The organism is Micromonospora sp. NPDC050695 (genome assembly GCF_040654415.1).
Lineage (GTDB): Bacteria > Actinomycetota > Actinomycetes > Mycobacteriales > Micromonosporaceae > Micromonospora.
Genome location: NZ_JBFAHZ010000024.1, coordinates 51,623 through 75,183, shown reverse-complemented (window position 1 = coordinate 75,183; position 23,561 = coordinate 51,623). Strand labels below are relative to the sequence as shown.

Sequence of the window (23,561 nt, the reverse complement as noted above, 5' to 3'; positions counted from 1 at the left end):
GGTAGACACCGATGACAACCGCTCCGAGCGACGGCACGTACACGTTCGACAACGGCGCACCGGACGCCGTCCCCCAGATGCACGCGCTGGAATCCTTCCTGGATCCGATCACGACGCGGCGCCTGGCCCGTCCGGTGCTGCGACCGGGAGCGACCTGCTGGGAGGTCGGGGCGGGCGGCGGCTCGATGGCCCGCCGGATCGCCCGCGCGGTCGGCGACGACGGTCACGTGCTGGCGACGGACATCGACCCCACCCACCTCGTGGCCGACGGCAACCTGCACGTACGCCGGCACGACGTCCGGACCGAACCGCCACCCGGGGACGCCTTCGACCTGATCCACGCCCGGCTGGTGCTGCTGCACCTACCCGATCGACGGCGGGTTCTCCGCACACTCGCGGGCGCGCTGGCTCCCGGCGGATGGCTCGTGGTGGAGGAGTTCGACTGCACCGCGCCGTTGCGGGTGTTGACCGCGCCGACGGACGACGCCGCGAAGCTCTTCGCGCAGGTCATGGACGCCATGATGGGTGTCCTGGAGGACCACGGCGCCGACCTGGGGTGGGCGCAGGACGTGCACACCGAGATGGCCTTAGCCGGTCTGACCGACCTGGAGACCATCACCCACTCGCAGAGCTGGGCGGGCGGTTCGACCGGGACGTCGCTGTACGAGACGAACTCCCGCCAGTTGGAGCCGGATCTGCTCGCCGCCGGGCTGTCGCCCCACCAGCTGAACGCCTTCCGGCGGCTCGTCCGTGATCCCGGGTTCGCCGTCATGTCGTACCACTTCGTCTCCACGCGGGGCCGTCTGCCGAGCTGAGCGCAGGTGGATCACCGCGCGGAGAGCGGTCGCGGCCGACGTACCTCTCCCGCCGCAGCGCTTCCCCCCTCACCCCGCTGAGCCGGACAGCTCTACGGAGGCGGCGACCGCGCCGGCCGGGCTCCCGTCGGGAGCCCGGCCGGTCCGTGCCCGTGGGTCAGGTGCCGATCCTCGCCGACGCCCGGCACCGGCAGCGGCCCAGACGTGGTCGCGTGCGGCCGTGCGGCCTCACAGCCGGGATCTCAGCACGTCGACCTCGCAGCCCGGCGAGAACGGGTCGAAGTCGTGCTCGACAAGCCAGCGGATCGCCAGCAGGCTACGCACCGACCACCACGCGCGGATCACGTCGAGGTCGACCTCGGTGCCGTAGCCGGCGACGACGTCGCCGAGGTGCCGCTCGTGTCCGAGCGTCAAGCTGGCGAGGTCGTACAGGGCATCGCCCCGGCTCGCCTCGGACCAGTCGACCACCCCGGTGATCTCGTCACCGTCCACGAAGACGTGGGCGATCTGCAGGTCGCCGTGCGTGAACACCGACGTCCACGGCCGGAGCGCGGCCTCGGCGACCTGGCGGTTGCGGGTGATCAGGTCGATGGGCAGGACGCCGTTCGTGACGAGCCACTCGCATTCGTCGTCGAGACGGGATGCGATCTCGTCGAGGCTCCGACCGGGCCATGGCGGCAGCGGGGCGTCGTGCAGCCTCCGTACCGCGGCGCCCGCCGCGGCAGGAACGGTCAGCGACGTCGGAGCAGCCCACGTCCGGCCATGAAGGCCCGCAACGTCTCGGCATCCTCGGCGGACATCAACCGACGTGGGATCACGGTCGCCGGCATCCGGCCGACGTACACGATCCAGAACTCGGACGTGTCCCGCACCTGGGCGACTCCGTCCCAGGCGATGCCGCCGGACTCCGAGCCACTGCGCATCATGATGTTGTCATCGGTGATGTCGTAGGCGCCCTCGACGGCGTAGCGACTGGAGCGGCGCCGGGCGCGCAGCACCACCCACGGCCGGTACAGCATCGACAGCACGCCACCCACGACCATCGCCAACCACAACGGCGAGATCTGCTCGGCCCACGCGAACCCCCGCGAGACGGCCAGACCGATCGCCCCGACCGCCGCCAGTGCCGCGCCGATGTAGCCGAACCTGCGCAGCCGGACACTGCCGAGCGCGGCAGCCACACGGCCCGGGTAGGCGGGATCGGCGGGGACGTCGAAACGGATGTGCACGCCAGAACGATAGTGCCCGAACGGTCGCCGGCGGCCTGTCTCCGGCCCGGCGGCGCCCGGCGGCGCCCGGAGCCGTGGTGCACCAAGGGCTGACAGGCTAGTTTGCGGGGATGAGTCTTCTCGATGACGTCGCCCGACGGGACAGTTGGCGATGCTGGGTGTGCGACGAGTCGGTCGACGCCGACATGTCGGTGAACGACCCGCGTGGTCCCAGCGTCGACAGCCGTACCGCCGACAAGAAGGCGAGGATCACCGAGCGACTCGCGCATCGTGCCTGCAACACCCGCAAGGGCGCGGTCAAGGTGGTCATCGCCTGGCCGGACCGTCTGCACGTGGTGGACCCCGCACCGCTGATCGCCGTCGCCGAGCGACTCGACCGCAAGGGTGGCCGTGAGCTGGTCGCCCGCTGCCCGAGCAGGAAGGACGCCCAGGAGGCCGCGGACTGGCTGGTTGACCGGTTCTCCCGCCTGGTGCCCGGACTGCCGGTGACCGCGAGCGTCGACGCGGGCGGTGGACAGTACCTCGTCGCCCTGACCACCGGCCGCCGCTGACCGGTGCCGGCTGTCGTACCCGCCTGGGAGGCTGCGGGGCATGGCGACTTTCGTTCTGATCCACGGCGGCGGTGGCAGCGCCTGGGACTGGCGTCTTCTGGTCCCTGAGCTCACCCGCCGCGGCCACGACGTGGTGGTGCCGGAGCTGCCGATCGAGGACAGTTCGGCGGGGTTCGCCGAGTTCGCCGAGACGGTGGTGAGCGCGATCGGCGACCGGAGCGACCTCGTGGTCGTCGGGCATTCGTACGGCGGGTTCACCGCGCCACTGATTGCCGCCAGGCTGCCGGTACGACTGATCGTCCTGCTCACGCCGATGGTCCCCACGCCCGGCGAGAGGCCCGGGGACTGGTGGTGCAACACCGGTTACCGCAGCCCGGAAGGGCTCAGCGAGGAGCAGCAGTTCTACAACGGTGTGTCCGCCGAGATCGTGGCGGAGGCGGCGGCCCACAGCCGCGACCAGGTCAGCGCGGAAGGAGACGAGCCGTGGCCCCTGGACGCCTGGCCGGACGTGCCGACGAAGGTGCTCATCGGCCGCGAGGACCGGTTCTTCCCGGTGGACTTCCAGCGCCGGGTGGCCGCCGACCGACTCGGCGTCACGCCGGATGAGATCGACGGCGGCCACTCGGTGGCGCTCAGTCACCCGACGCATCTCGCCGATCGGCTCACCGCGTACCTGCTGGACTGAAGGGCGCCAGCTCGCCCCATCCACGGTGCACCGTCGAAGATATCGACGAGAGGTGTAGTCCGAGTTTGCCGGGGGCAAGACTCCGCACATGGAGGGAACGGCAGGGGGCGAGGCGTACCCGCTCGGCCAGCGGTGCCGACCCGGCGAGTCGGACCGGGCACGACTGTTGGCAGTCCTCGGGTGATACGGCTCAGGCACAGCCTGCCCGCGGTGGCGGTCGGGGCGGTGGCACTTGGCGCAGCACTGGGCGCCAACCCCGCCCACGCCGAGCCGCCGCTGCCACTCCCGTTGCCGTTGCCGTTGCCGACCAGTCTCGAGCCGGTCGACCCCACCACCGCACCGACGATCATCAAGACTCTGCTGCCCGACGTGATCGAGACGCCGCTGACCGGTCCCCTGCCGACTGCGCCGGCCATCCCCTCGTCGCTGCCGTCAGCCAGGCCCCCCATCGCCGTACCAACTCGACCGCCCCTGATGCGGCCGTCGTCCCCGCCGCCCACCGCGCCGGTCCCGTCCGCCCCGGTCTCGCCGGCCGAGCGCCCCACCTCGCCGTCAGCGTCCGCCCGGATGACAGCGACGGCGTCCCACCGTGGCACACGAGACGTCGCGGACCACAGGGCACCGGATCGGGTGTCGCCGGCGGTGGCCGCCGTCACCGCGCCGCCGGCCAGCCCGCCCGCCCCTCCCGTGTCGGGCCTACCGGCGTTCGTGCTGGCGCTCGCGTCCGCACACGGCGGCACCGGCACCGGCGGCGTCGATCCACCGACGTCGACAGCGCAAGGACCACCACGTGTCTCGCCGCCCTGCCGGGGGTTCGCGGTCGGCACCGTCGAGATGAGCGCAGTCAGCCGGCCCGTGGAGCGGGGTCCTCCACCGCCACGGCAGCTCCTGATCACCGACCCGCGTCCACGACGTTGATCAGGAGAGATCATGGAGATAGCCGTTATCTGGATCCCCGCCGACATCGAGCCGTCGGAACCCGCCGTCGCGGTCTGCCTCACGCACCTTCGACGGCACGCCTACCGATTCAAAGGGATCATCCGGGCGCCGTGGGAGACCGTCGAGCAGAGAATGATCGACGGGGAGGTGGACGTGGTCGTGATCGCCGACTTCGCCCACCTGCCCCCGGATCGGTCACCTCGCATCGAGGTGGCCACCACCCCGGCGTCGACGGCCGACGAGGACCGGCCGACTCCGGGCAGATGATTCGACCGGCACGACGAGGCGCCCCGTCCGCCGCGGACGGGGCGCCTCGTCGACCAGGTGCCCGTGCGGGTGCCGCGACCTGACCGCCCGGAAGCCGGGACGTCACGCGAACCGTTGCCCCGCACCAACATCCACGGCATCATGATCATGATGACCGAGCGCCCGGACTGGATGAACCGCTACGTCGCAGGCGACCACCGGCAGGTCTGGCATGAGATGCGGCAGCTTGGCGGCCGCGTGCGTGAGCCCGCCTTCGCCGCGCAGGCACAGGCGGTGTGCGACGAGATGGCCCGCCGAGCCCGAAGCAACATCGAGACACTTGTCGCGCGACTGCGCGAGCAGAGCTACCGATTCCACGAGAACGACGACGACCAGACTCCGACCGAGCCGTACGCCCCGCCCGGTCCGGAGGCGGAGGAGCACCTGCACTGGTTGGAACAGCGGGTCGACCCTCTCCCGATGGTCCTGTCGTCGTGGATCCGCATCGTGGGCGACGTGTGGCTGGTCGGAACGCACCCGCAGTGGCCCAGCTCGGCGGCGGCCGACCCGCTCGTGTTGGAGCTGGCAGGTACCCGATACCCGGACAGCGACATCCGTGAGTACTTCGCGGGCGAGATCAAGGCGTGGCAGGACGACCAGGACGAGCCGTTCCTTCTGCCCGTCGCGCCCGACCAGTTCCACAAGGACAACGTCAGCGGCGGTGGCCCCTACGGCATCGTCCTTCCCGACTCATGCGCCGACGCGCACTTCGTGGGCGAGGCCGGTATGCCCCTCGTGGCCTACCTGAACTGGGTCTTCCGGCACGGCGGTTTCCCCCGACCCACCGGCGACCAGGCGCAGTGGGATGTCACCTACCGGCTGACCAGAGACCTCCACCGCCTCTAGCCCTGAGCGGCGGGCGGTGGGTAGCGACCGTCCGCACCGGAGCGGGGTGGAGCCGACCGCCTCGGTGGCGTCGGACCGTAGGTCGGTGTCTGCGGCCACCGCCCGGATCGACCGCATGAGCAAGGGGCAGAGCGGCTCGCTGCCGTTCCGAGCGCCGGCCTCCGGACAACGTCCCATCCGAGCGGAAAGCCCTTCGCTGGCGCTGAACCGATCCACTGTTCGTCCACTATGGAGTCATACGATCGGCCGACTGGACCGATCCCAGAGGCTAGGAGAACGAGATGAAGATGCGAGCGGCTCGAATGTACGGCTACAACGAACCGTGGCGGCTGGAAGAGGTCCCGGTACCGGACATCAGTGCCGACGAGGTTCTGGTGAAGGTTGCCGCGACGGGCATGTGCCGCAGCGATTACCAGCTCATCCATGGCTACTTCAAGATGGCCGCGCCAATGGAGTTCCCGGCCATCCCGGGACACGAGATCGCCGGACACGTGGCCGGGGTGGGTTCCGCCGTGCCGAGATCGGCCGGGCTCTCCGACGGCGATCTGGTCGTGGTCAACCCGGGTTGGGGTGACGGCACCTGTCGACAGTGCCACGAGGGCAACGAGCAGCTCTGCAGTGGGACCGGCTCGTGGCCCGGGTTCGGCCCGCCCGGCGGCTTCGCCGAGTACGTCGCAGTGCCGTACCGCCACCTGATCACGGTGGACCCCGGTGACCAGAAGCCGGAGAACTTCGCGCCGCTGACCGACGCCGGCCTGACCCCGTACCGTGGGATCAAGAAGCTGGCGGCGGCCGGGAAGCTGGGTCCGGGCCGGACAGTGGTGGTGGCCGGCATCGGCGGGCTCGGCAGTTACGCCGTCCAGTACGCCAAACTGCTCGGTGCTGGCGCGACGGTGGTCGCCTTCTCCCGCACCGACGACAAGCTCACGGTGGCCCGGGAAAACGGGGCCGACCACACCGTCAACACCCGCGACAAGACGGCCGAGCAGGTGCAGGACGAGATCGAGGCGGCGACCGGTCGCCGGACGGTTGACGCCATCCTGGACTGCGCCGGTGCCGTGGAATCGATCGCCCTCGACTTCTCGATCCTCGAACCGGAGGGCGCGGTCGCCTCGGTCGGCCTGATGGGCACCAAGGTCGAGGTGCCGTTGAATGTGATCGTCGGGACCGAGCTGTCCTACTTCGGATCATTCTGGGGTAATTACAATGACCTTACCGAGGTCCTCGCGCTCGGTGCGGCCGGCCGGATCAAGCACACCATCACCACGGTGAAGCTCGACGACATCAACGAGAACCTGGAGGCGCTGGGCCGCGGAGACGTGGTCGGCCGCCAGGTCGTCGTTTTCGACTAGGGGGCCCCGATGCCGATCGCAACCATCAACCCGGCTACCGGCGAGACCCTGCGGACCTTCGAGGCGCACCCGCGGGAGGAGGTGCTGCGGCGGATCGCCCAGGCCGCCGACGCGGCGGCAACGCTGCGCTCCACCAGCTTCGCGCAGCGGGCAACCTGGATGAACGCCGCGGCCGACGTTCTCACGTCCGAGATCTCGGACGTGGCCCGCATGCTCACCCTGGAGATGGGCAAGCCACTGTCGCAGGCCGTCGCCGAGGCCAACAAGTGCGTGCACGGCATGCGGTTCTACGCACGTAACGCGGAGAAGTTCCTCGCCGCCGAGCCGCTGGACGACCCGGGAGCCGTGCACGCCCGCCAGGCCTGGACGGTGTGGCAGCCGCTCGGCGTGGTACTTGCCGTGATGCCGTGGAACTTCCCCCTGTGGCAGGTGATGCGCTTTGCCGCGCCCGCGCTCATGGCGGGCAACGCGGGGCTGCTCAAGCACGCCTCCAACGTCCCCCAGGCCGCGCTCTACCTCGACACGCTCTTCGAGAAGGGTGGCTTCCCGTCCGGTTCCTTCCGGACGCTGCTGATCTCGTCGAAGGACATCGAGCCGGTCATCACGGACGACCGGGTCCGGGCGGTCACCCTGACCGGGTCGGAGCCGGCCGGCCGGTCGGTCGCCGCGATCGCGGGACAGCATCTCAAGCGGACGGTGCTGGAGCTGGGTGGCTCTGACCCGTTCATCGTGATGCCGAGCGCCGACCTGGACGCGGCCTCGACGACTGCCGTGCGGGCCCGTGTGCAGAACAACGGTCAGTCGTGCGTCGCGGCCAAGCGTTTCATCGTGCACGACGACATCTACGACGAGTTCGTCCGCCAGTTCGTGGCCAAGATGGGCAAGCTGGTCGTCGGCGATCCGATGGACGACGGTACGGACGTCGGCCCGCTGGCCACCGAGGCGGGGCGCCACGACCTCGCCGAGCTGGTCGACGACGCGGTCGCCAAGGGCGCGGAGGTGCTCGTCGGTGGCTCCGTGCCGCCCGGGCCCGGCTGGTACTACCGGCCCACCGTGCTGGCCGGTCTCACCGACGACATGCGGATCGTCTCCGAGGAGGCGTTCGGCCCGGTCGCGTCGGTGTACCGGGTGGCCGATCGGGCGGAGGCCGCCGCGGTCGCCAACCAGACCACGTTCGGCCTCAGTTCGGCGGTGTGGTCCGGCGATGCCGAGGAGCAGGGGTGGTTCGTCCACAACCTGGACGCCGGCATGGTCTTCCTCAACGGCATGACCGAATCCTTCCCCGAGTTGCCGTTCGGCGGTGTCAAGAATTCGGGGTACGGGCGGGAACTCACCTACGCAGGGATCAGGGAGTTCTGCAATCTGAAGACGGTCTGGAAGGGCTGAGGGACGACGACGCGGCGGGGACGGGCATGACGGGCGACATCGAGCCGCACGTGGTGATCGACGAAATGCTGGTCACCAGCCAGAACCCGGCCTCCTCGGCGCCGGCCGCAGACCAGTCGATCGCGCTGGTCGGCCGCGCGTAGTCCCGGTGACCTCCCGTCCGGCGGGCCCGCCACGGGCCTGCCGGACGGGAGACGGCCTATCGCCGGCCTGCTCCACCTCGCCGAGGACCGGCCCAAGACCACTCTGGACCGGCCGACTGGCACTGACCACGCCGTGTCACGCTCGCCGACCGCCGCCGCCACCTCGGTGACGCAGGCTTCCGCCGCCGGCTGCCACCGTTGTCGGGTGTCGCGGTCGGCGGGCGCCTCCAGCCACTCGCCGGAGCGCCGGGCGCCGTCCGGCACCGCCGTGCCCGCGTCCCAGAAGACGGACGGTCCGTGGTTCAGCGACAACCGCCTCATCCGGCACGTGTCCATCCGCCCACCGTACGGGTGCGGTGCACGCACAACCGTCGATGCGCCAGGGCGACCGGTGGCCGCGTGGGGCGGTCCCGCCACCGTGGGTCAGGCCGCGACGGCCGCCCGGACGTCGTCGGCGGCGTCGCGCAGCCGTGCCGCGGCCTCCTCGGCGGTGCAGTTCGCGAGCAGCAGCACGATGGCCGTCTTGGCGTGCCCGTGCGCCGCCGAGAGCGCCCGCGCGGCGGTGTCGAGATCGGTGTCGGCGGCCTCGGCGACGATCCGGCGCGCCCGGTCGACGAGCTTCTCGTTGGTGGCGTTCATGTCCACCATCAGATTGCCGTAGACCTTGCCGAGTCGGGCCATGGTGGCGGTCGAGAGCATGTTGCAGACGAGCTTCTCGGCGGTCCCGGCCTTGAGCCGGGTGGAGCCGGTGAGGACCTCGGGGCCGGTGGGCACCTCGATGGCGACGTCGGCGTACCGGCTGATCACCGCGTCGGAGTTGCAGGCGACGGAGACGGTCGTCGCCCCGCGCGAGCGGGCGTGCGCCAGCCCGCCGACCACGTACGGGGTACGGCCGCTGGCGGCGAGCCCGACCACCGTGTCGCGGGCGGTCAGGCCGATCGCGTCGAGGTCGGCGACGGCGCCGGCCGGGTCGTCCTCGGCGCCCTCAACGGCGACACCGAAGGCGCCCGCCCCGCCGGCGAGCAGGCCGATGACCCGGTCGGGCCGCGTACCGAAGGTGGGTGGGATCTCGACGGCGTCGAGCATGCCGATCCGGCCGCTGGTGCCCGCGCCGACGTAGATCAGCCGGCCGCCCTGGCGCAGCGACGCCACGACGACGTCGACGGCGGCCGCGATGTCCGACACGGCCCGGCGGACGGCGTCCGCGACCGAACGGTCCTCGTCGTTCATCGCGAGGAGCAGCTCGGTGGGGGACATCCGGTCGAGGTCGGTGGTCTTGTCGTTGCGGGTCTCGGTGCCGAGGGTGCTGAGGTCCATCCGGTGCTCGTTCCTCTCGCTGCTGTTCAGCTGTCGCGTGCCGCCCGGGCGCGTCCTGCTGGGCCAGCGCGTCCCCTATCAGCAAGCTGAAACCACAGCGTAACCAACCCAGGAGGGCGCTGGCAAAAAGTTTCGCGTTAGTGTGGGCCAACGTCACTTATTGACAACCCACTGGTGGGGAGTGAGCCGTGCGTCAACTCGACCTTGTCGTGATCGTGCTGTACCTCGTGGTGATCGCCTTCGTCGGACTGCGCCTGTCCGGCAGGCAGAAATCCTCCAAGGACTACTTCGTGGGCGAGGGCCGGTTGCCGTGGTGGACCGTCTCGTTCTCCGTGGTCGCCACCGAGACCAGCGTCCTGACCGTGATCAGCGTGCCCGGCGGCGCCTACAGCGGTCAGGGGTTCGGCAACGTCGAGCTGGCCCTGGGCTACGTCATCGGACGCGTCATCGTGGCGGCGGTGCTCATCCCGCTCTACAAGCGGGGCGGCTTCGTCAGCGCCTACCAGTACCTCGGTGAGCGGTTCGGCCTGAAACTTCAGGGTCTGGCGTCGGTGACGTTCGTCTTCACCCGCCTGCTCGCCGAGGGCGTACGGCTGTTCGCCTCGGCCATCCCCATCAAGCTGCTGCTCGACGAGTTCGGGCTGAATGTCGGATACCAGGCCATCATCATCGTCCTGACCCTGATCACGGTGGTCTACACCTACCTCGGTGGCATCAAGGCGGTCATCTGGACCGACGCCATCCAGATGGGGCTCTACCTCGGCGGGGCGATCCTCGCCATCGCGGTGCTCAGCCACGCCGTCGGCTTCGACGGCTACTCGCAGGCGCTGGACGCCGGCAAGTTCCAGCTCTTCGACACCAACGTCGACCTCGCGCACGTGCTCACCAGCCCGTTCGCCCTGCCGACCGCGATCATCGGCGGTGCGATCTTCGCGATGGCCAGCCACGGCTCGGACCAGCTGATCGTCCAGCGCATCCTGTCCACCCGCACGCTGCGCGAGGGCCAGCAGGCGATGATCTCCTCGGGCATCTTCGTGGTGATCCAGTTCGCGGCGTTCTCCCTGGTCGGCGCCCTGCTGTGGTCGTACAACAAGGGTCAGACCTTCAAGGAGCTCGGCCTGAACAGCAGCGACAACCTCTACCCGAGCTTCATCCTGCACGCCCTGCCGGTGGGCATCTCCGGTCTGCTGGTGGCCGGCATCCTCGGCGCCGCGATGGGTTCGCTGTCGTCGGCGCTGAACTCGATGTCGAACTCCACCGTCGCCGACTTCATCCACAGCTTCTTCCGGACGGTGCCGTCGGATGACGTGATGCTGCGCCTCGCCCGGGTGATGACCCTGGTCTGGGCGGTGCTGATGGCGATCTTCGCCTGCGCGTTCAGCTCGAGCACCGGCAACGTCTACCTGACCGGCCTGACCATCGCGGGCTACACCTACGGGGCGCTGCTCGGTGCCTTCCTGCTCGGCCGCCTCGTGAAGCGCGCCAACCAGGTCGACGCGGTGATCGCCTTCCTCGTCACCGTGGTGGTGATGACCTACATCGTCCGCTATGTCAAGATCGACGTCACGACGGCCGGGACCACCGTCCCCACCGCCATCGCCGCGCAGTGGCTGGTGCCGATCGGAGTCCTGATCACCCTGATCGTCGGCGCGGTGGCGAGCCGGTTCCACCCGGCCCCCGAGACGCCGTACGACCACCGGCGCACCGACGAGGCCGATGATCCGGCGGCAACGTCCGCCGGCCGGGCGTGAAGGAGGACGTGATGCGCGTGATCGGCCTGATGTCCGGGACCTCCTACGACGGCATCGAAGCCGCCGCGGCCGAGTTCGACCTGAGCGGCGACGCCCTGCGGATGCGACCGCTGGGCCGGCTCAGCCACCCGTACCCCGATCGGCTGCGCGCGCAGATCGCCGCCGCCCTGCCGCCCGCGCCCACCAGCACCGAGGCGATCTGCGTGCTGGACACCGGCATCGGCCAGTCCTTCGCCGAGGCCGGCGGGCGGGCCCTCGCCGAGCTGTGCGACGGCAACGCCGACCTGGTGGTCTCGCACGGCCAGACCGTGCACCACTGGGTCGAGGGTGGTGCCGTCCGGGGCACTCTCCAGCTCGGTCAGCCGGCCTGGATCGCGGAGGCCACCGGCCTTCCGGTGGTGGCCGACCTGCGCAGCCGCGACGTCGCCGCCGGCGGCCAGGGTGCCCCGCTGGTCGCCCTGTTCGACGCGCTGCTGCTGCGGGGGCTGCCCGGTGTGCCGGCCGCTCTGAACCTGGGCGGCATCGCCAACATCACCGTCGTCGCGCCGGACGCGGACGCTCTCGCGTTCGACACCGGGCCGGCCAACGCGCTGCTCGACGCCGCCGTACGCCACTTCAGCGGGGGCACCGAGGAGTACGACCGGGACGGGCGCGGGGCGGCCGCCGGGCAGGTGAACCCGGCACTGCTGCGGCGGCTGCTCGACGAGCCGTACTACCGGCTGCCCGGCCCGAAGAGCACCGGGAAGGAGTTGTTCCACCTTCCCTACCTGCTCGCCGCCCTCGCCGACGCGCCCACGCCGGACCCGCAGGACGTGCTGGCCACGCTGACCCGGCTGACGGCGGTCACGGTGGCCGGCGCCTGCCACGACCACGGCGTCACCCGGCTCGTCGTCTCCGGCGGCGGCGCCCACAACCCGACGCTGATGCGCATGATCGCCGACGAGCTGCCGGGCGTCGACCTGTCGTCCAGCGACGAGGTGGGTGTCGCGTCCGACGCCAAGGAGGCACTGGCCTTCGCGCTGCTGGGCTACCTGACCGTGCACGGGCTGCCGGGCACCCTGCCGTCGGGCACCGGCGCGCGGCACCCCTCCGTGCTGGGCAGCATCACCCCCGGCCGCCAGCCGCTGCGGCTGCCGCCGCCGGTCGACACCACCCCCGACCGGTTGATCGTCGCCTACTGACCGCCCCGTTCGGGAGGACCCGCCCATGAGACCCGTCGTAGGAGTACCCACGCCGACCGCGGCCGGCGTCCGCGCCCGCGAGGTCGCCGAGCTGCTGCGCGCACGCCTCGACGATCCGACCCGGGCCAGCACCGAGCTGCCCCGCAGGCTGGCGGCGGCACACGACGCCTCGCCGTACCTGTTCGAGCCGCAGGCCCTGGTCCGCGCCACCTCGGCCGCCGAGGTGGGGGCGCTGATGGCCGGCGCCCGGGAGGCCGGCGTACCGCTGACCCTGCGCGGCGGCGGCACCAGCCTCGCCGGGCAGGCCGGCGGCGCGGGCGTGCTCGTCGACGTCCGCACCGACTGGCGGCACGCCGAGGTGCTCGACGACGGCCGCCGCATCCGGCTCCAGCCCGGCCTGACCATCCGGCAGGCCAACGCCCGGCTGGCCCGCTACCGACGCCGGCTCGGCCCGGATCCGGCCAGCGAGGCCGCCTGCACGGTGGGTGGCATGGTGGCCAACAACTCCAGCGGGATGACCTGCGGCACCACCGACAACGCGTACCGCACGATGGAGTCGCTGCGCTTCGTCCTCCCGTCCGGCACCGTCGTCGACTCCGGCGCGCGCGACGCCGACGACCGGCTGCGGGCCGACGAGCCCGAGCTGCACGCCGGGCTGCTGCGGCTGCGCGACCGGGTGCGCTCCACACCGCTGTCGCGCGCCACCATCGAGCGGCTGTTCGCCATGAAGAACACCATGGGGTACGGGCTGAACTCGCTGCTCGACCACGACAGCCCGGTCGAGATGCTGGCCCACCTGATGATCGGCAGCGAGGGCACGCTCGGCTTCGTGGCCGAGGCCGTCTTCCGTACCGTCGAGATCCACCAGCACGCCGCCACCGGCCTGCTGATCCTGCCCGGCCTCAGCGCCGCCACCGACGCGTTGCCCGCCCTGCTCGCCGCCGGCGCCCGTACCGCCGAGTTGCTCGACGCGGCCGCGCTGCGGGTCAGCCAGCGCGACCCGGACGCGAGCCCGGCCCTGCGCGGGCTGACGGTCACCGGGCACGCCGCGCTGCTGGTGGAGTTCGCCGAGGACAGCGCGGAGCGGCTGGCCGAGACGCTGGCCGACGCCCGGCACGTGCTCGACCGGCTGCCCGCCGTCACCGGCACCGAGCTGACCCACGACCCGCGCGAACGGGCCGCACTGTGGCACCTGCGCAAGGGCCTGTACACCGCGGTCGCCGGCGCCCGCCCGCCCGGCACCACGGCGCTGCTGGAGGACATCGCGGTGCCGATGCCGCGCCTGACCGGCACCTGCGACGGGCTGATCCGCCTGTTCGACCGGCACGGCTACCCGGACGCGGTGATCTTCGGACACGCCCGCGACGGCAACCTGCACTTCATGCTGACCCAGTCCTTCGACACACCGGCCGAGATCGACCGCTACGCCCGGTTCACCGACGACATGGTCGACCTCGTGCTGGCCGAGGGCGGAACACTCAAGGCGGAGCACGGCACCGGCCGGGCGATGGCCCCCTTCGTCCGCCGCCAGTACGGCGACGAACTGTACGACGTGATGCGCGAACTCAAGCGGTTGTGCGATCCGAGCGGCCTGCTCAACCCCGGCGTACTGCTCAACGACGACCCGACCGTGCACCTGCGGCAGCTCAAGGCCGTCCCGACGGTCGACCCCGAGCTGGACTCCTGCGTCGAGTGTGGCTACTGCGAGCCGGTCTGCCCCACCGCCGACGTCACCACCACCCCCCGGCAGCGCATCGTCCTGCAACGGCAGATCGCCCTCGCCACCGCGGCCGGCGACGAGGAGCGCCGCCGGGAGCTGACCACCGACTACGAGTACGCCGCGGTGGACAGCTGTGCCGCCGACAGCCTGTGCGTCACCGCCTGCCCGGTCGGCATCGACACCGGCGCGGCGATGAAGCGGCTGCGCGCCGAGCGGCACAGCCCCTTCGCCCAGCGCACCGCCCGCAGCACCGCGCGGCACTGGAAGGCCGCCGTCGCAGGCGTCCGAGTGGGGCTGAACGCCGCACATGTCGTGCCGACACCGGTGACCCGCGCCGCCACTGGCGTGCTCCGTGGGTTCGGCGCCACCGAACTCGTACCACAGTGGAGCGACGACATGCCGCGCGCCGGCGCTCCCCGCCCCGGACCCCGCACCCCGGCGGACGCCCAGGCGGTGTTCTTCGCGGCCTGCATCGGCAGCATCTTCGCACCGGAGGACGGCGCGTCCGGCGGCTCGGCGGCGGCGCTCCTGCGCCTGTGCGACCTGGCCGGGGTGCCGATCGTCGTACCGGCCGGCACGGCCGGCCTGTGCTGCGGCACGCCGTGGCAGTCCAAGGGCTTCCCCGCCGGTCACCGGGAGATGGCCGAGCGCACGCTGTCCGCCCTCTGGACCGCCAGCGACGAGGGTCGGCTGCCCATCGTGTGTGACGCGTCGTCCTGCACCCACGGGCTGAGCCAGCTGACCGACGCGCTGGCCGAGGAGGACCGGGCGCGGTACGGCGCTCTGCGCTTCGTCGACAGCGTGACCTTCACCGCCGAGCACCTGCTGCCGGCGCTGCCCGAGCCCCGACGGTTGGGCTCGTTGGCCCTGCACCCCACCTGCTCCACCGTGCACCTCGGCGGCATCGACGACCTGCGCGCGGTGGCCCGGGCGGTCGCCGACACCGTGACCGTGCCGGACAGCTGGGGATGCTGCGCCTTCGCCGGCGACCGGGGACTGCTGCATCCCGAGGTCACCGCCGGTGCCACCGCGGCCCAGGCCGCCGAGGTCAACCAGCGCGACCACGACGCGTACGCCTCCTGCAACCGTACCTGCGAGATGGGCATGAGCCGGGCCACCGGGCAGCCGTACCGGCACGTGCTGGAGGTACTCGTCGAGGCGGTCGAGCCGCCGGCGTAGCTGGACGACCGCGGCGGCTGGTCGGATTCCTCAGCTCGAACTCCACAGCGTCGCCTGGGCGGCGTACCCGTCGTCGCCGTCGCGGCGCAGCACCGTGATGAACACGATCCGGCCCCGGTTGGTCTCCAGGCACACCCGACTGCGGCTATCGATGCTCACCTGCTGCACGCCGTGGGTCTGCAACGGGCGGCGCAGCCGTCCCGGGTGGGCTCCGCCGGCCCTGGCCACAACACCACCGCCCGCCCCCAGAACTTGTTGTACACCGAGCCGTTGAGATACCCGTCGGAGTTGAGGTCGGTGCTGGTGTTTCCCCGCGCCGGCGGTTCCTGGTCGAAGTCGCGCGGCGTGGAGTCAAGGCGGATCTCGCCCTTCCACAACACCGGAGCGGCGGCCGGCCCGGCCGACGAGGGGGTGCCGCTGGAACTCGTCGACGGGGAGGTCGGCTTGCCGGCGGAGATGCCGCCGTCCCCGTAATCGACGAATCGCATCGCGGCGTGGATGACGCCCCAGGACGAGGCGGCGCAGAACACCGCGGCGGCCCGGCTACGCCGGCGACCTGGACGTGCTCGCCCGGGTGCCGCGGACCGCCCACGCGCGGGCCGTCAGCCGGATCGACCCGTCGGGGCCGTGCGGCAGCCGGGCGGCGAGCAGATCCCGCAGGGCTACCCGGTCGGGCTCGGCCAACGAGGCCAAGTAGGCCGGGGCCGAGCCCTGCCCGCCGAGGAACGGGGTCCAGTAGTCGGCAAAGTCGGTGAAGACCGTCGGCACGTCGATCGCCTCCACCGACACATCGGTCAGCCCGCCGTCGCGCCACAGGGTGCGCAGCGTCTCCGGCCGGCAGAGCGAGAAGCGGCGCCCGTCGTCGCGCGCCACCGCGGCGGGATCGAGCGCGCCGGCCGCGTCCCAGAAGTGCCGCATCATCTCCATCCCCTCGGCGTAGTCCCAGACGTACGCGGCCACCACCGCGCCGGGGGCTGCCACCCGGGCGAAATCCGCCACCGCCCGCGCCGGTTCGGGTACGAAGTTCAGCACCAGCCCACTCACGATCACGTCGACGGCGCCGTCCGGCAGCGGCAGTGCTCGGGCGTCGCCGACCGCGAAGACGGCCCGCGGGTCGCTGACCCGGGTACGCGCCTGCGCCACGAAACCCTCGGAGGGGTCCACGCCGGTGACCTGCCGCGCTCGCGCGGTCGTCAGCACCGCCGAGGTCAGCACGCCGGTGCCGCTGCCCACGTCGAGCCAGCGCAGCCCGGCCGGCAGGTCGATCCAGCGCACGAACTCCGCCGCGACGAGCCGGCTCCACCGACCGACGTATGCCTCGTACGCCGCGCCGTCGACCCAGACCGCAGATGCCATGGCGGCACCATACGACGCCCAACGCGGCGGCGCTGGACGTCCGTGTTTGGGCAACCGTGCCCTTGACGGTTCGGGGGCCACCTATGGTCGAGACGATGTGGTGACCGTCCGTACGACGGCGTACAGGAGACCGCGATGAGTGGGAAAGATCGACCCAGGGGCATCAGTCCGACGGCGGTGGAGAGCGCACCGGGATTGTGGCGCATCGATCTGCAGAAACACGATCTCAGCATCCCCGGACGCGAGGTCATCCAGACGCGGGTGGAGTTCACGCCCGACTCACCCCCGTTCACGCACTTCCATCCGGGCGAAGAGATCATCTGCGTTCTTCAGGGGTCGCTGGAATACACCCTTGCGGGCCAGCCGCCGGTGGTGTGCAACGCCGGCGATGCTCTCACCGTGCCGTACGGGGTGCATCACCAGGCGCGGAACGTCGGCGACGGCATCGCGGTCGAGCTGGCCACCTACCTCGTCGAGAAGGGCAAACCGCTCCTCACCAAGGTGGAGTGAGCCGCTTCCGGTTCAGCAGGTGGCAACGGATCGGCGGCCCGGTCATCGGCATCGGTCCGGCGGGGTCGACCGATCCCACATCCGCCGGTACATTGAGTTCCATTATGGAACTCAATGTCTTCTGGCGCTGGTGGATCGCCGGCACGACCAGCCACCTCGGCTCGGCGATCGGCGCGGTGGCCCTGCCGCTGACCGCGCTCACCGTGCTGGACGCGTCGGTCTTCGAGATGGGCCTGATCACGGCGGCCGGCTATCTCGCGTACCTTCTGATCAGCCTGCCGGCGGGAGTGGTCGTGCAGCGCGTGCCGCTGCGCGGCATGCAGGTCACCCTGGATCTGATCCGGGCCCTCGCCATCGCGTCCGTCCCCCTGGCCTGGTGGTTCGACACCCTCACGGTGGCCCAGCTGGTCGCGGTCGCCCTGGTCGTGAGCTTCGCCAACGTGCTGTTCGACGTGGCGAACCAGACCTTCCTGCCGGAGATCGTGCCGGCCGCGCAGTTGCAGGCGCGCAACAGCCTCAACTCCGGCACGCATGCCGCCACCCAGCTGGGCGGGCCGTCCCTGGGCGGGCTCACGGTGCAGCTGCTGGGCGCGGTACCGACGCTGTTCGTGGACACCGTCAGCTATCTGATCTCCGCCGTGCTGCTGCGCACCCTTCCCGAGCGCACGGTCCAGCGGCCGGTCGAGCGGCCACCGATGGTCAGGATGATCCGCGAGGGCTGGCATTTCGTGGTCCGACACCCGATCATCGGCCCGGCCATGTGGGACGCCACCGCGACCAACTTCGTCTGCGGCGCGATGCTGGCCCTCTTCCCCTACTACCTGGTGCGCGACCTGCACGCACCGCCGGTCATGGTCGGGCTGCTGCTCGCCGCCGACGGCCTCGGCACGCTCATCGGCGCGACACTGACGACCCGGTTCACCGATCGGGTCGGCACCGCACGCGGCCTGATCATCGCGGCCTTCGTCGGCGTGATCGGCGCGCTCGTCATTCCGCTGGGCACCGGCACCGCCGCCTACCTCGCCTTCGCCGTCGGCAACCTCATCTTCGCCGGCTCCTCGGTGGTACTCAGCGTGACCACCCGCACGTACCGGATGCTCGCCAGCCCGCCGCACCTCCTGTCCCGGGTGATCGCCACGGTCAAGTTCGTCTCCTGGGGCGCCATCCCGCTCGGCGGCCTGCTCGCCGGCGTCCTGGCCGGGCCGCTCGGGGCCCGAACCACCCTATTGATCTTCGGGGCGCTCACCGTGCTGTCCCCGATCATCTACCTGTCGACTCCGATCCGCGGACTGCGCGACCTGCCGATCGACGCCGCCCCGGCACCCGCCGGCGACCGCCTCCCCGCCGAGCCCTCGACGCGCTAGCGATCCACCTGTCGAGGCAGCCGGTCGGCGACGGTCTGCACCGAATGTAGGGTTTTTTCGCATACGCCCGGTTGATGCGAGGAACGCTCAGCTACGTTCCCCTTGGTGGCGGCAACCGATTTGTCGCTTTTCTGCACCGAAGTGCCGTGCAGAGACATGGTGTACGGAGAAGGGCTGGGTAGCTCGATGTCCAACTATCTACACCCGAACATCAGCGAAGCAGCGGCAGATCAGCCACGTCCGCCCACGAGGCGGCGGATGCGCTGGGTCGTCGCCGGGGTGGCCGGACTGACCGGGGTGGCCGGCATGGCCGTCGTCGGGCCGGCGGGAGTGAGCGGAGTATTCGGATCCGTTGGCCCCGGCCTGTCGAACGCCGGAACGCAGCTCGTGGCCGACGACAGCCGGTCCGGCGGGGAGGACAAGGGAGGACGGGATCCGGGCGGCCGCGACGACAAGGACCACCAGAAGGACAAGGACAACAGGGAGGGCAGGGGCGACGATGTCCGGACCGTGTCCTGCGGCGCCGACGAGCTGATCGCGGCGATCGTCCACGCGAACGCCAGCAACGGGGCGAAGCTGCGACTCGCCGAAAAGTGCACCTACACGCTCACGAGGTCCGCGCCCCCTCCCCCCGTGCCCTTCGGTGCCGTCGGCCTGCCGATCATCACCCAGCCGGTCACCATCGACGGCAACGGGTCCACCATCGTCCGCGCGGCCAACGCCACGCCGTTCCGGATCCTCGAGGTCGGCACCGGTGGAGACCTGACGCTGCGCGACGTCACCATCAAGGGCGGCCAGGCCAACGGTGGGGTCGGTGCCGGCGGCGGTGGCATCCGGATCGACGTCGGCGGCAAGGCCACCATCGAGAACACCGACGTGGTCTACAACCACACCAACGGCCCGGGTGGCGGTATCGCCAACTTTGGCGTCACGAAGATCCTCGGCCGGAGCGACCACGGCAAGGACCGGGACGGCAAGGACAAGGACAAGGACAAGCACGGGGACGGCGAGAGCACCATCAGCAACAACAGTGCCGTGTTCGACGGCGGGGGCGTCTTCAACAACGGCAACCTCACCGTGCAGAACACCAGACTGAGCTACAACAACACGATCGGGGTCGTCAACATCCTGCCGATCGGTGGCGCCGGTGGCGGGCTGTCGAACAGCCGCAACGCCGTCCTCGACAACGTGCGCGTGGACAACAACACCGCGGGTTTCCGCGGCGGCGGCATCCGCGGCGGGATCAACTCCACCACCGAGATCAAGAACATCGAGGTGAACGACAACCGGGCCGGCAGCGAGGGCGGCGGAATCTTCACCGATGGCGTCTTCCACCTCAAGCACGGCAACGTCCACCACAACGAGGCCGGGCAGCGCGGCGGCGGCGTCTTCAACCAGATCGGCGAGTTCGTGGCCGAGGAGAGTCGGATCAGCGAGAACACCGCCAGCACGAACAGCACCATCGAACACGGCGGTGGCATCTACAACGGCAGCGGCACCGTCGTCCTGCGGCGCAGCACCGTCGAGCGGAACAGGGCCGTGGGCTCGAGCTCGCAGGGCGGCGGGATCTACAACAACAACACGCTCAACCTGACCGAAACCAAGGTCACCGAGAACATCTCCACCCTGGCACCCGGTGGGATCTTCAACGACGGCGGCCAGGTCACCGTGGACCAGAAGTCCGCCATCACCGGCAACCGGCCCACCAACTGCACACCGAGCTCACCCCCGGTGCCCACCTGCTTCGGCTGATCGTCAGATCATCCCGGCAGTCGGGGCGCAGGAGGTAACGGGAGCAGATCGGGGCATCCGGTCCCGCCCGGGCTCGATCACCAGGATCGGGCCCGCGGCGGGGCCGGATGCCGGCTGCGGGACGCGGTTGCGGTCGGGGTCACGCAAGGGCCGACGGCAGGGCGAGGATGGCGAACCGGACGACGCGTCCGAGCAGGCATGCGGCGGCGAACTCCCAGTGCCGCAGGCCGGCGGTTCCGGCCGCGGTGCTGACCAGGGCGAGTGGTGGGACGCCGACGGCGGCGGAGAGGAGCACCGTCGGCAGGCCGGTGCGGCGGTGCGAGAGCCAACGCCGTACGGGCTCGGCCCACCGGGCGACCCGGGCGGCCACGCTCCGCGACTGGTTGCGTCGTGCCAGCCGCCGGGCCAACCGGCCGCCTCCCCGCCGAGCGGCTTCGAACAGCAGGAGCTTCCCGGCGGTCTGCCCGACCGCCAGGGCGAGCACGGCGATCACGGCGTACCCGCCCGCCCGCCCGGCGACCACGGCGTAGGCCTCCGCGTTGACCACCGGGACAAGGGCCGACGCGAAACCGTATCCGAGTGCGGCCGCGGCCTGCACGACACCGCTCACGCCCGGCCGTCCCGGCTGAGCAGCCTGGCCACCGCCACCGCGGACCACGCCTTCACCGCGAGGACCGCCAGTGCCACGATCACCGCCACCGAGTACCGGCCGATCGCCACGGCACCGATGACCCCGGCGGTGTTGACCGCCTTCGCCAGCGGCGACCAGTTCAACGCCCACACCCGCCGGTCGACGACATGGAAGTCGTTGGGGCTGTTCACCGGCCAGCACAGGAACACCAGCGACAGCATCGTGTCCAGGACCATGAACGACGGCAGGAACACCATGGCGACCAACGAGACATCCGGCACCAGGGCGACCAGGCCCACACAGAGCACGGCGGTGCACGCCCGGTCGCTCACGATGTCGAGGACGGCACCGGCCCGGGTCTCCTGGCCGAGCCACCGCGCGGCCAGGCCGTCGAGCATGTCACCGACCCAGTAGGCGCCGTACGCCACCGCGATCAGGGCGACCGAACCGGAGATGAGGGCGACGATGCCGAGTGTGACGGCGGCGAGCGTCCGGATGATGGTGATGTAGTTGGCGACGGTGCGGAGCGGGCCGACCCGCAGGGCGGCCGGAGAGTCAACGAGAGTCACCCCGGCAGCGTGCGATTCGCAGGCCGCTCGGCGGAACGTACCGGGGTGCCGACCTCGGTACGGCCGCGGTACCGGGGTACTGGGTGAGCTGGTACCCGGGTACCTGGCCGACCCGGGGCGGATCATCGAGACTGTGCAGGTGGTCACCGCAATCGGGCAATGGGTGCGCAGCCCAGAGGCAGTGCGCCGGCTCGCCTACGCCGCGACGGCGCTGACAGTCACCGCCGTGGTCGGGACGATCGACGAGAACGTGCTCGTACCGGCGGGCTGGGTGTGGCTGGTGCTGCCCGCCGCCCTGACGGCCATGGCCCTGCCTCCCGGCCAACGGACCGTGGTCTTCGCGGCCTGCGCCGGGTTCGTGGCGCTGGTGAGCACCGGCGAGTCGGTCCACCTGGGCCTGGCGGCGGCCGGCCTCGTGTTCGTCTCGACCTGCGAAGATCCGGCCAGGCGACCGTGGCGGGGATGGGCGGCCGGTGTGGCCGGCGCCGCCGTCGCCTTCACCATCGCCCTGCTCAACCGTCGCGGGGTCTACGCACAGCCCTTCGCCTTCGTGGCGGCCGGCTACCTCCTCGCCGTCCTCCTGCGCTCGTGGTCACGCGGCAACGCCCTCACCCGGGAGACGACCGCGCTACGTGACCAGGCTGCCTGGCTCGAACAGCGCACCAACCTGGCCCGCGAACTGCACGACGTGGTGGGTCACCACGTCACCGCGATGGTGGTCCAGGCCGAGGCCGGACAGTTCGCCAGCGATCCGGCCGTCGCGCTGCGGGCGATCGCGACCAGCGGCCGCACCGCCCTGCGCGAACTCGACACGCTCGTCGTGCATCTCCGCGACCCGGACGCGCCGATCCTGGTGAGCGCCCCGCCGCGCCTGTCCGACATCGACGAACTGCTCGCCGAGCCGCTGCGCCAGCAGGGCCTGGCGGTACACGTCCGTGTCGACGCCGACGCGGGGCTCGACGAGGTGGGTGCGCTGGCGGCGTACCGCATCGCCCAGGAGGCCATCACCAACATCGCCCGCCACGCGAACGCCACCACCGCCTGGGTCGAGCTGACCCGCGCCGGCGGTCAGGCCCGGCTGCGGGTGAGCGACAACGGGATCGGGCCGCCCCAGGCCGTGGCACGCGGCTCGGGACTGCTGGGCATCGAGGAACGCGCGCGGGCGCTCGGCGGCAGCTCTCACGTGAGCGGGCGCCCCGGCGGCGGTACGGTGCTGGAGGCCATCCTGCCGGTGGCGAAGCCATGATCCGTGTCGCGATCGCCGACGACCAGCATCTGGTCCGTGACGGCTTCAGCCAGATTCTGCGGTCCCAACCGGACATTCACGTCGCGGCCGAGGCCGCGGACGGGCGCCAGCTCCTCGATGCCGTCCGGCGCGATCCCCGCATCGACGTCGCCCTGGTCGACATCCGCATGCCGGTACTGGACGGCCTGCACGCCACCCGGGAGATGGCCGCGATCCCCCACGCCCCGGCCGTCATCATCGTCACCACCTTCGACGATGACGCGTACGTCCTGGACGCCATCGCCTCCGGAGCGCGTGGGTTCCTCCTGAAACGCAGTAGCGCCCAGGACCTCCTGTCCGCCGTGCGCACGGTCGCGGCCGGCGGCGCGATCCTCTCGGCCGAGATCACCGGCGCGGTGCTCGAACGCGTACGGTCGACCGGCCCGGCCACCCGGGTGAACCTCGCCGCCTACCAGCTGACCGCGCGCGAGACCGACGTGCTCACGTTGATCGGCGCCGGGCTCAACAACGACGAGATCGCGAAGAGTCTCCATCTGTCGATGAGCACGGTCAAGACCCACGTCGCGAACGTGCTGGCGAAGACCGGCAGCCGCGACCGCGTACGGGCCGCCATTCTGGCCATTCAGGCTGGCCTTTCGTAAAAGGGATCAGCTTCGGTCACTGGCAAAAATGCGTGGATGCGGCAATTTAGTGCCCGATCATCGGCACGATCCGATTCGACACACATTGATGC

General features: G+C 71.1%; 23 protein-coding genes. 15 read left to right on the top strand and 8 right to left on the bottom strand.

Features of this window, described 5'->3' with window-relative positions:
• The first annotated feature begins 11 nt into the window (after positions 1-11).
• Positions 12-815, top strand: a complete 804-nt coding sequence (locus AB0H52_RS19470; RefSeq protein ID WP_151493321.1) for a methyltransferase domain-containing protein — start codon at positions 12-14, stop codon at positions 813-815.
• 228 nt (positions 816-1,043) lie between these two features.
• Here the strand turns inward: AB0H52_RS19470 and AB0H52_RS19465 are convergent, their stop codons facing one another.
• Both AB0H52_RS19465 and AB0H52_RS19460 read right to left on the bottom strand, forming a co-directional pair.
• Complete coding sequence (locus AB0H52_RS19465) at positions 1,044-1,550, bottom strand: aminoglycoside phosphotransferase family protein (protein ID WP_357949058.1); 507 nt, start codon at positions 1,548-1,550, stop codon at positions 1,044-1,046.
• The gene (locus AB0H52_RS19460) at positions 1,547-2,044 is read right to left on the bottom strand and encodes a YcxB family protein (RefSeq protein WP_151493320.1); all 498 of its coding nucleotides are present in this window, start codon (positions 2,042-2,044) and stop codon (positions 1,547-1,549) included. Before AB0H52_RS19460 ends, AB0H52_RS19465 begins: the two co-directional genes overlap by 4 nt.
• Positions 2,045-2,154: 110 nt before the next feature.
• Here AB0H52_RS19460 and AB0H52_RS19455 point away from each other — a divergent pair, with 110 nt between their 5' ends.
• The 6 genes from AB0H52_RS19455 to AB0H52_RS19430 all read left to right on the top strand — a co-directional run bounded on the left by AB0H52_RS19455 (position 2,155) and on the right by AB0H52_RS19430 (position 8,109).
• Positions 2,155-2,595, top strand: a complete 441-nt coding sequence (locus AB0H52_RS19455) for a hypothetical protein (RefSeq protein WP_151493319.1) — start codon at positions 2,155-2,157, stop codon at positions 2,593-2,595.
• 40 nt (positions 2,596-2,635) lie between these two features.
• Positions 2,636-3,280, top strand: a complete 645-nt coding sequence (locus tag AB0H52_RS19450) for an alpha/beta fold hydrolase (protein WP_151493389.1) — start codon at positions 2,636-2,638, stop codon at positions 3,278-3,280.
• Positions 3,281-4,210: 930 nt separating this feature from the next.
• A complete protein-coding gene (locus AB0H52_RS19445; RefSeq protein ID WP_151492641.1) occupies positions 4,211-4,486 on the top strand; it encodes a hypothetical protein in 276 nt (91 codons plus the stop codon).
• Between the two features lie 150 nt (positions 4,487-4,636).
• Positions 4,637-5,371: a hypothetical protein gene (locus AB0H52_RS19440; RefSeq protein WP_357949034.1), complete on the top strand. Its 735-nt coding sequence runs from the start codon at positions 4,637-4,639 to the stop codon at positions 5,369-5,371.
• Positions 5,372-5,652: 281 nt separating this feature from the next.
• Complete coding sequence (locus tag AB0H52_RS19435; protein WP_357949031.1) at positions 5,653-6,723, top strand: NAD(P)-dependent alcohol dehydrogenase; 1,071 nt, start codon at positions 5,653-5,655, stop codon at positions 6,721-6,723.
• A gap of 9 nt (positions 6,724-6,732) precedes the next feature.
• The gene (locus AB0H52_RS19430; RefSeq protein WP_151492638.1) at positions 6,733-8,109 is read left to right on the top strand and encodes an NADP-dependent succinic semialdehyde dehydrogenase; all 1,377 of its coding nucleotides are present in this window, start codon (positions 6,733-6,735) and stop codon (positions 8,107-8,109) included.
• Positions 8,110-8,675: 566 nt separating this feature from the next.
• On the opposite strand, the gene murQ is transcribed toward AB0H52_RS19430, so the two are convergent.
• Positions 8,676-9,569 carry an N-acetylmuramic acid 6-phosphate etherase gene (gene murQ / locus AB0H52_RS19425; RefSeq protein ID WP_151492637.1) on the bottom strand — a complete coding sequence of 298 codons (894 nt, stop codon included), beginning with the start codon at positions 9,567-9,569 and terminating at the stop codon, positions 8,676-8,678.
• Positions 9,570-9,757: 188 nt separating this feature from the next.
• On the opposite strand from murQ, the gene AB0H52_RS19420 reads away from it, so the two are divergent.
• Genes AB0H52_RS19420 through AB0H52_RS19410 form a run of 3 tightly spaced genes read left to right on the top strand, consistent with a single transcriptional unit; the run spans position 9,758 to position 15,400 of the window.
• Positions 9,758-11,320, top strand: coding sequence for a sodium:solute symporter (locus AB0H52_RS19420; protein WP_151492636.1), 1,563 nt, complete (start codon positions 9,758-9,760; stop codon positions 11,318-11,320).
• Between the two features lie 11 nt (positions 11,321-11,331).
• Complete coding sequence (locus tag AB0H52_RS19415) at positions 11,332-12,501, top strand: anhydro-N-acetylmuramic acid kinase (RefSeq protein ID WP_151492635.1); 1,170 nt, start codon at positions 11,332-11,334, stop codon at positions 12,499-12,501.
• A gap of 25 nt (positions 12,502-12,526) precedes the next feature.
• Positions 12,527-15,400, top strand: coding sequence for an FAD-binding and (Fe-S)-binding domain-containing protein (locus tag AB0H52_RS19410; RefSeq protein WP_357949027.1), 2,874 nt, complete (start codon positions 12,527-12,529; stop codon positions 15,398-15,400).
• A gap of 30 nt (positions 15,401-15,430) precedes the next feature.
• On the opposite strand, the gene AB0H52_RS19405 is transcribed toward AB0H52_RS19410, so the two are convergent.
• From AB0H52_RS19405 to AB0H52_RS19395, 3 genes are read right to left on the bottom strand one after another with little or no spacing between them, the layout of a single operon-like run.
• Entirely contained in the window at positions 15,431-15,559 is a 129-nt protein-coding gene (locus AB0H52_RS19405; protein ID WP_255473757.1) for a hypothetical protein, read from the bottom strand.
• Positions 15,556-15,888: a hypothetical protein gene (locus tag AB0H52_RS19400; RefSeq protein WP_151493045.1), complete on the bottom strand. Its 333-nt coding sequence runs from the start codon at positions 15,886-15,888 to the stop codon at positions 15,556-15,558. Before AB0H52_RS19400 ends, AB0H52_RS19405 begins: the two co-directional genes overlap by 4 nt.
• A 55-nt stretch (positions 15,889-15,943) precedes the next feature.
• The gene (locus AB0H52_RS19395) at positions 15,944-16,756 is read right to left on the bottom strand and encodes a class I SAM-dependent methyltransferase (RefSeq protein WP_151493046.1); all 813 of its coding nucleotides are present in this window, start codon (positions 16,754-16,756) and stop codon (positions 15,944-15,946) included.
• A gap of 135 nt (positions 16,757-16,891) precedes the next feature.
• On the opposite strand from AB0H52_RS19395, the gene AB0H52_RS19390 reads away from it, so the two are divergent.
• The 3 genes from AB0H52_RS19390 (at position 16,892) to AB0H52_RS19380 (ending at position 20,382) form a co-directional block, all read left to right on the top strand.
• A complete protein-coding gene (locus AB0H52_RS19390) occupies positions 16,892-17,266 on the top strand; it encodes a cupin domain-containing protein (protein WP_151493047.1) in 375 nt (124 codons plus the stop codon).
• A gap of 104 nt (positions 17,267-17,370) precedes the next feature.
• Positions 17,371-18,630, top strand: a complete 1,260-nt coding sequence (locus AB0H52_RS19385; protein WP_151493048.1) for an MFS transporter — start codon at positions 17,371-17,373, stop codon at positions 18,628-18,630.
• 258 nt (positions 18,631-18,888) lie between these two features.
• Positions 18,889-20,382, top strand: a complete 1,494-nt coding sequence (locus tag AB0H52_RS19380) for a hypothetical protein (protein WP_357949022.1) — start codon at positions 18,889-18,891, stop codon at positions 20,380-20,382.
• 139 nt (positions 20,383-20,521) lie between these two features.
• Here AB0H52_RS19380 and AB0H52_RS19375 read toward each other — a convergent pair whose 3' ends face one another.
• Positions 20,522-20,992 (bottom strand): VTT domain-containing protein, encoded by a 471-nt coding sequence (locus tag AB0H52_RS19375; protein WP_357949019.1) that lies wholly within the window; start codon positions 20,990-20,992, stop codon positions 20,522-20,524.
• Complete coding sequence (locus AB0H52_RS19370) at positions 20,989-21,582, bottom strand: CDP-alcohol phosphatidyltransferase family protein (RefSeq protein WP_357949016.1); 594 nt, start codon at positions 21,580-21,582, stop codon at positions 20,989-20,991. Before AB0H52_RS19370 ends, AB0H52_RS19375 begins: the two co-directional genes overlap by 4 nt.
• Positions 21,583-21,721: 139 nt before the next feature.
• Between AB0H52_RS19370 and AB0H52_RS19365 the strand changes: the two genes are divergently transcribed.
• Positions 21,722-22,828 carry a sensor histidine kinase gene (locus AB0H52_RS19365; RefSeq protein ID WP_151492801.1) on the top strand — a complete coding sequence of 369 codons (1,107 nt, stop codon included), beginning with the start codon at positions 21,722-21,724 and terminating at the stop codon, positions 22,826-22,828.
• Positions 22,825-23,469, top strand: coding sequence for a response regulator transcription factor (locus AB0H52_RS19360; RefSeq protein WP_151492802.1), 645 nt, complete (start codon positions 22,825-22,827; stop codon positions 23,467-23,469). Before AB0H52_RS19365 ends, AB0H52_RS19360 begins: the two co-directional genes overlap by 4 nt.
• The last annotated feature ends 92 nt before the right edge of the window (positions 23,470-23,561 follow it).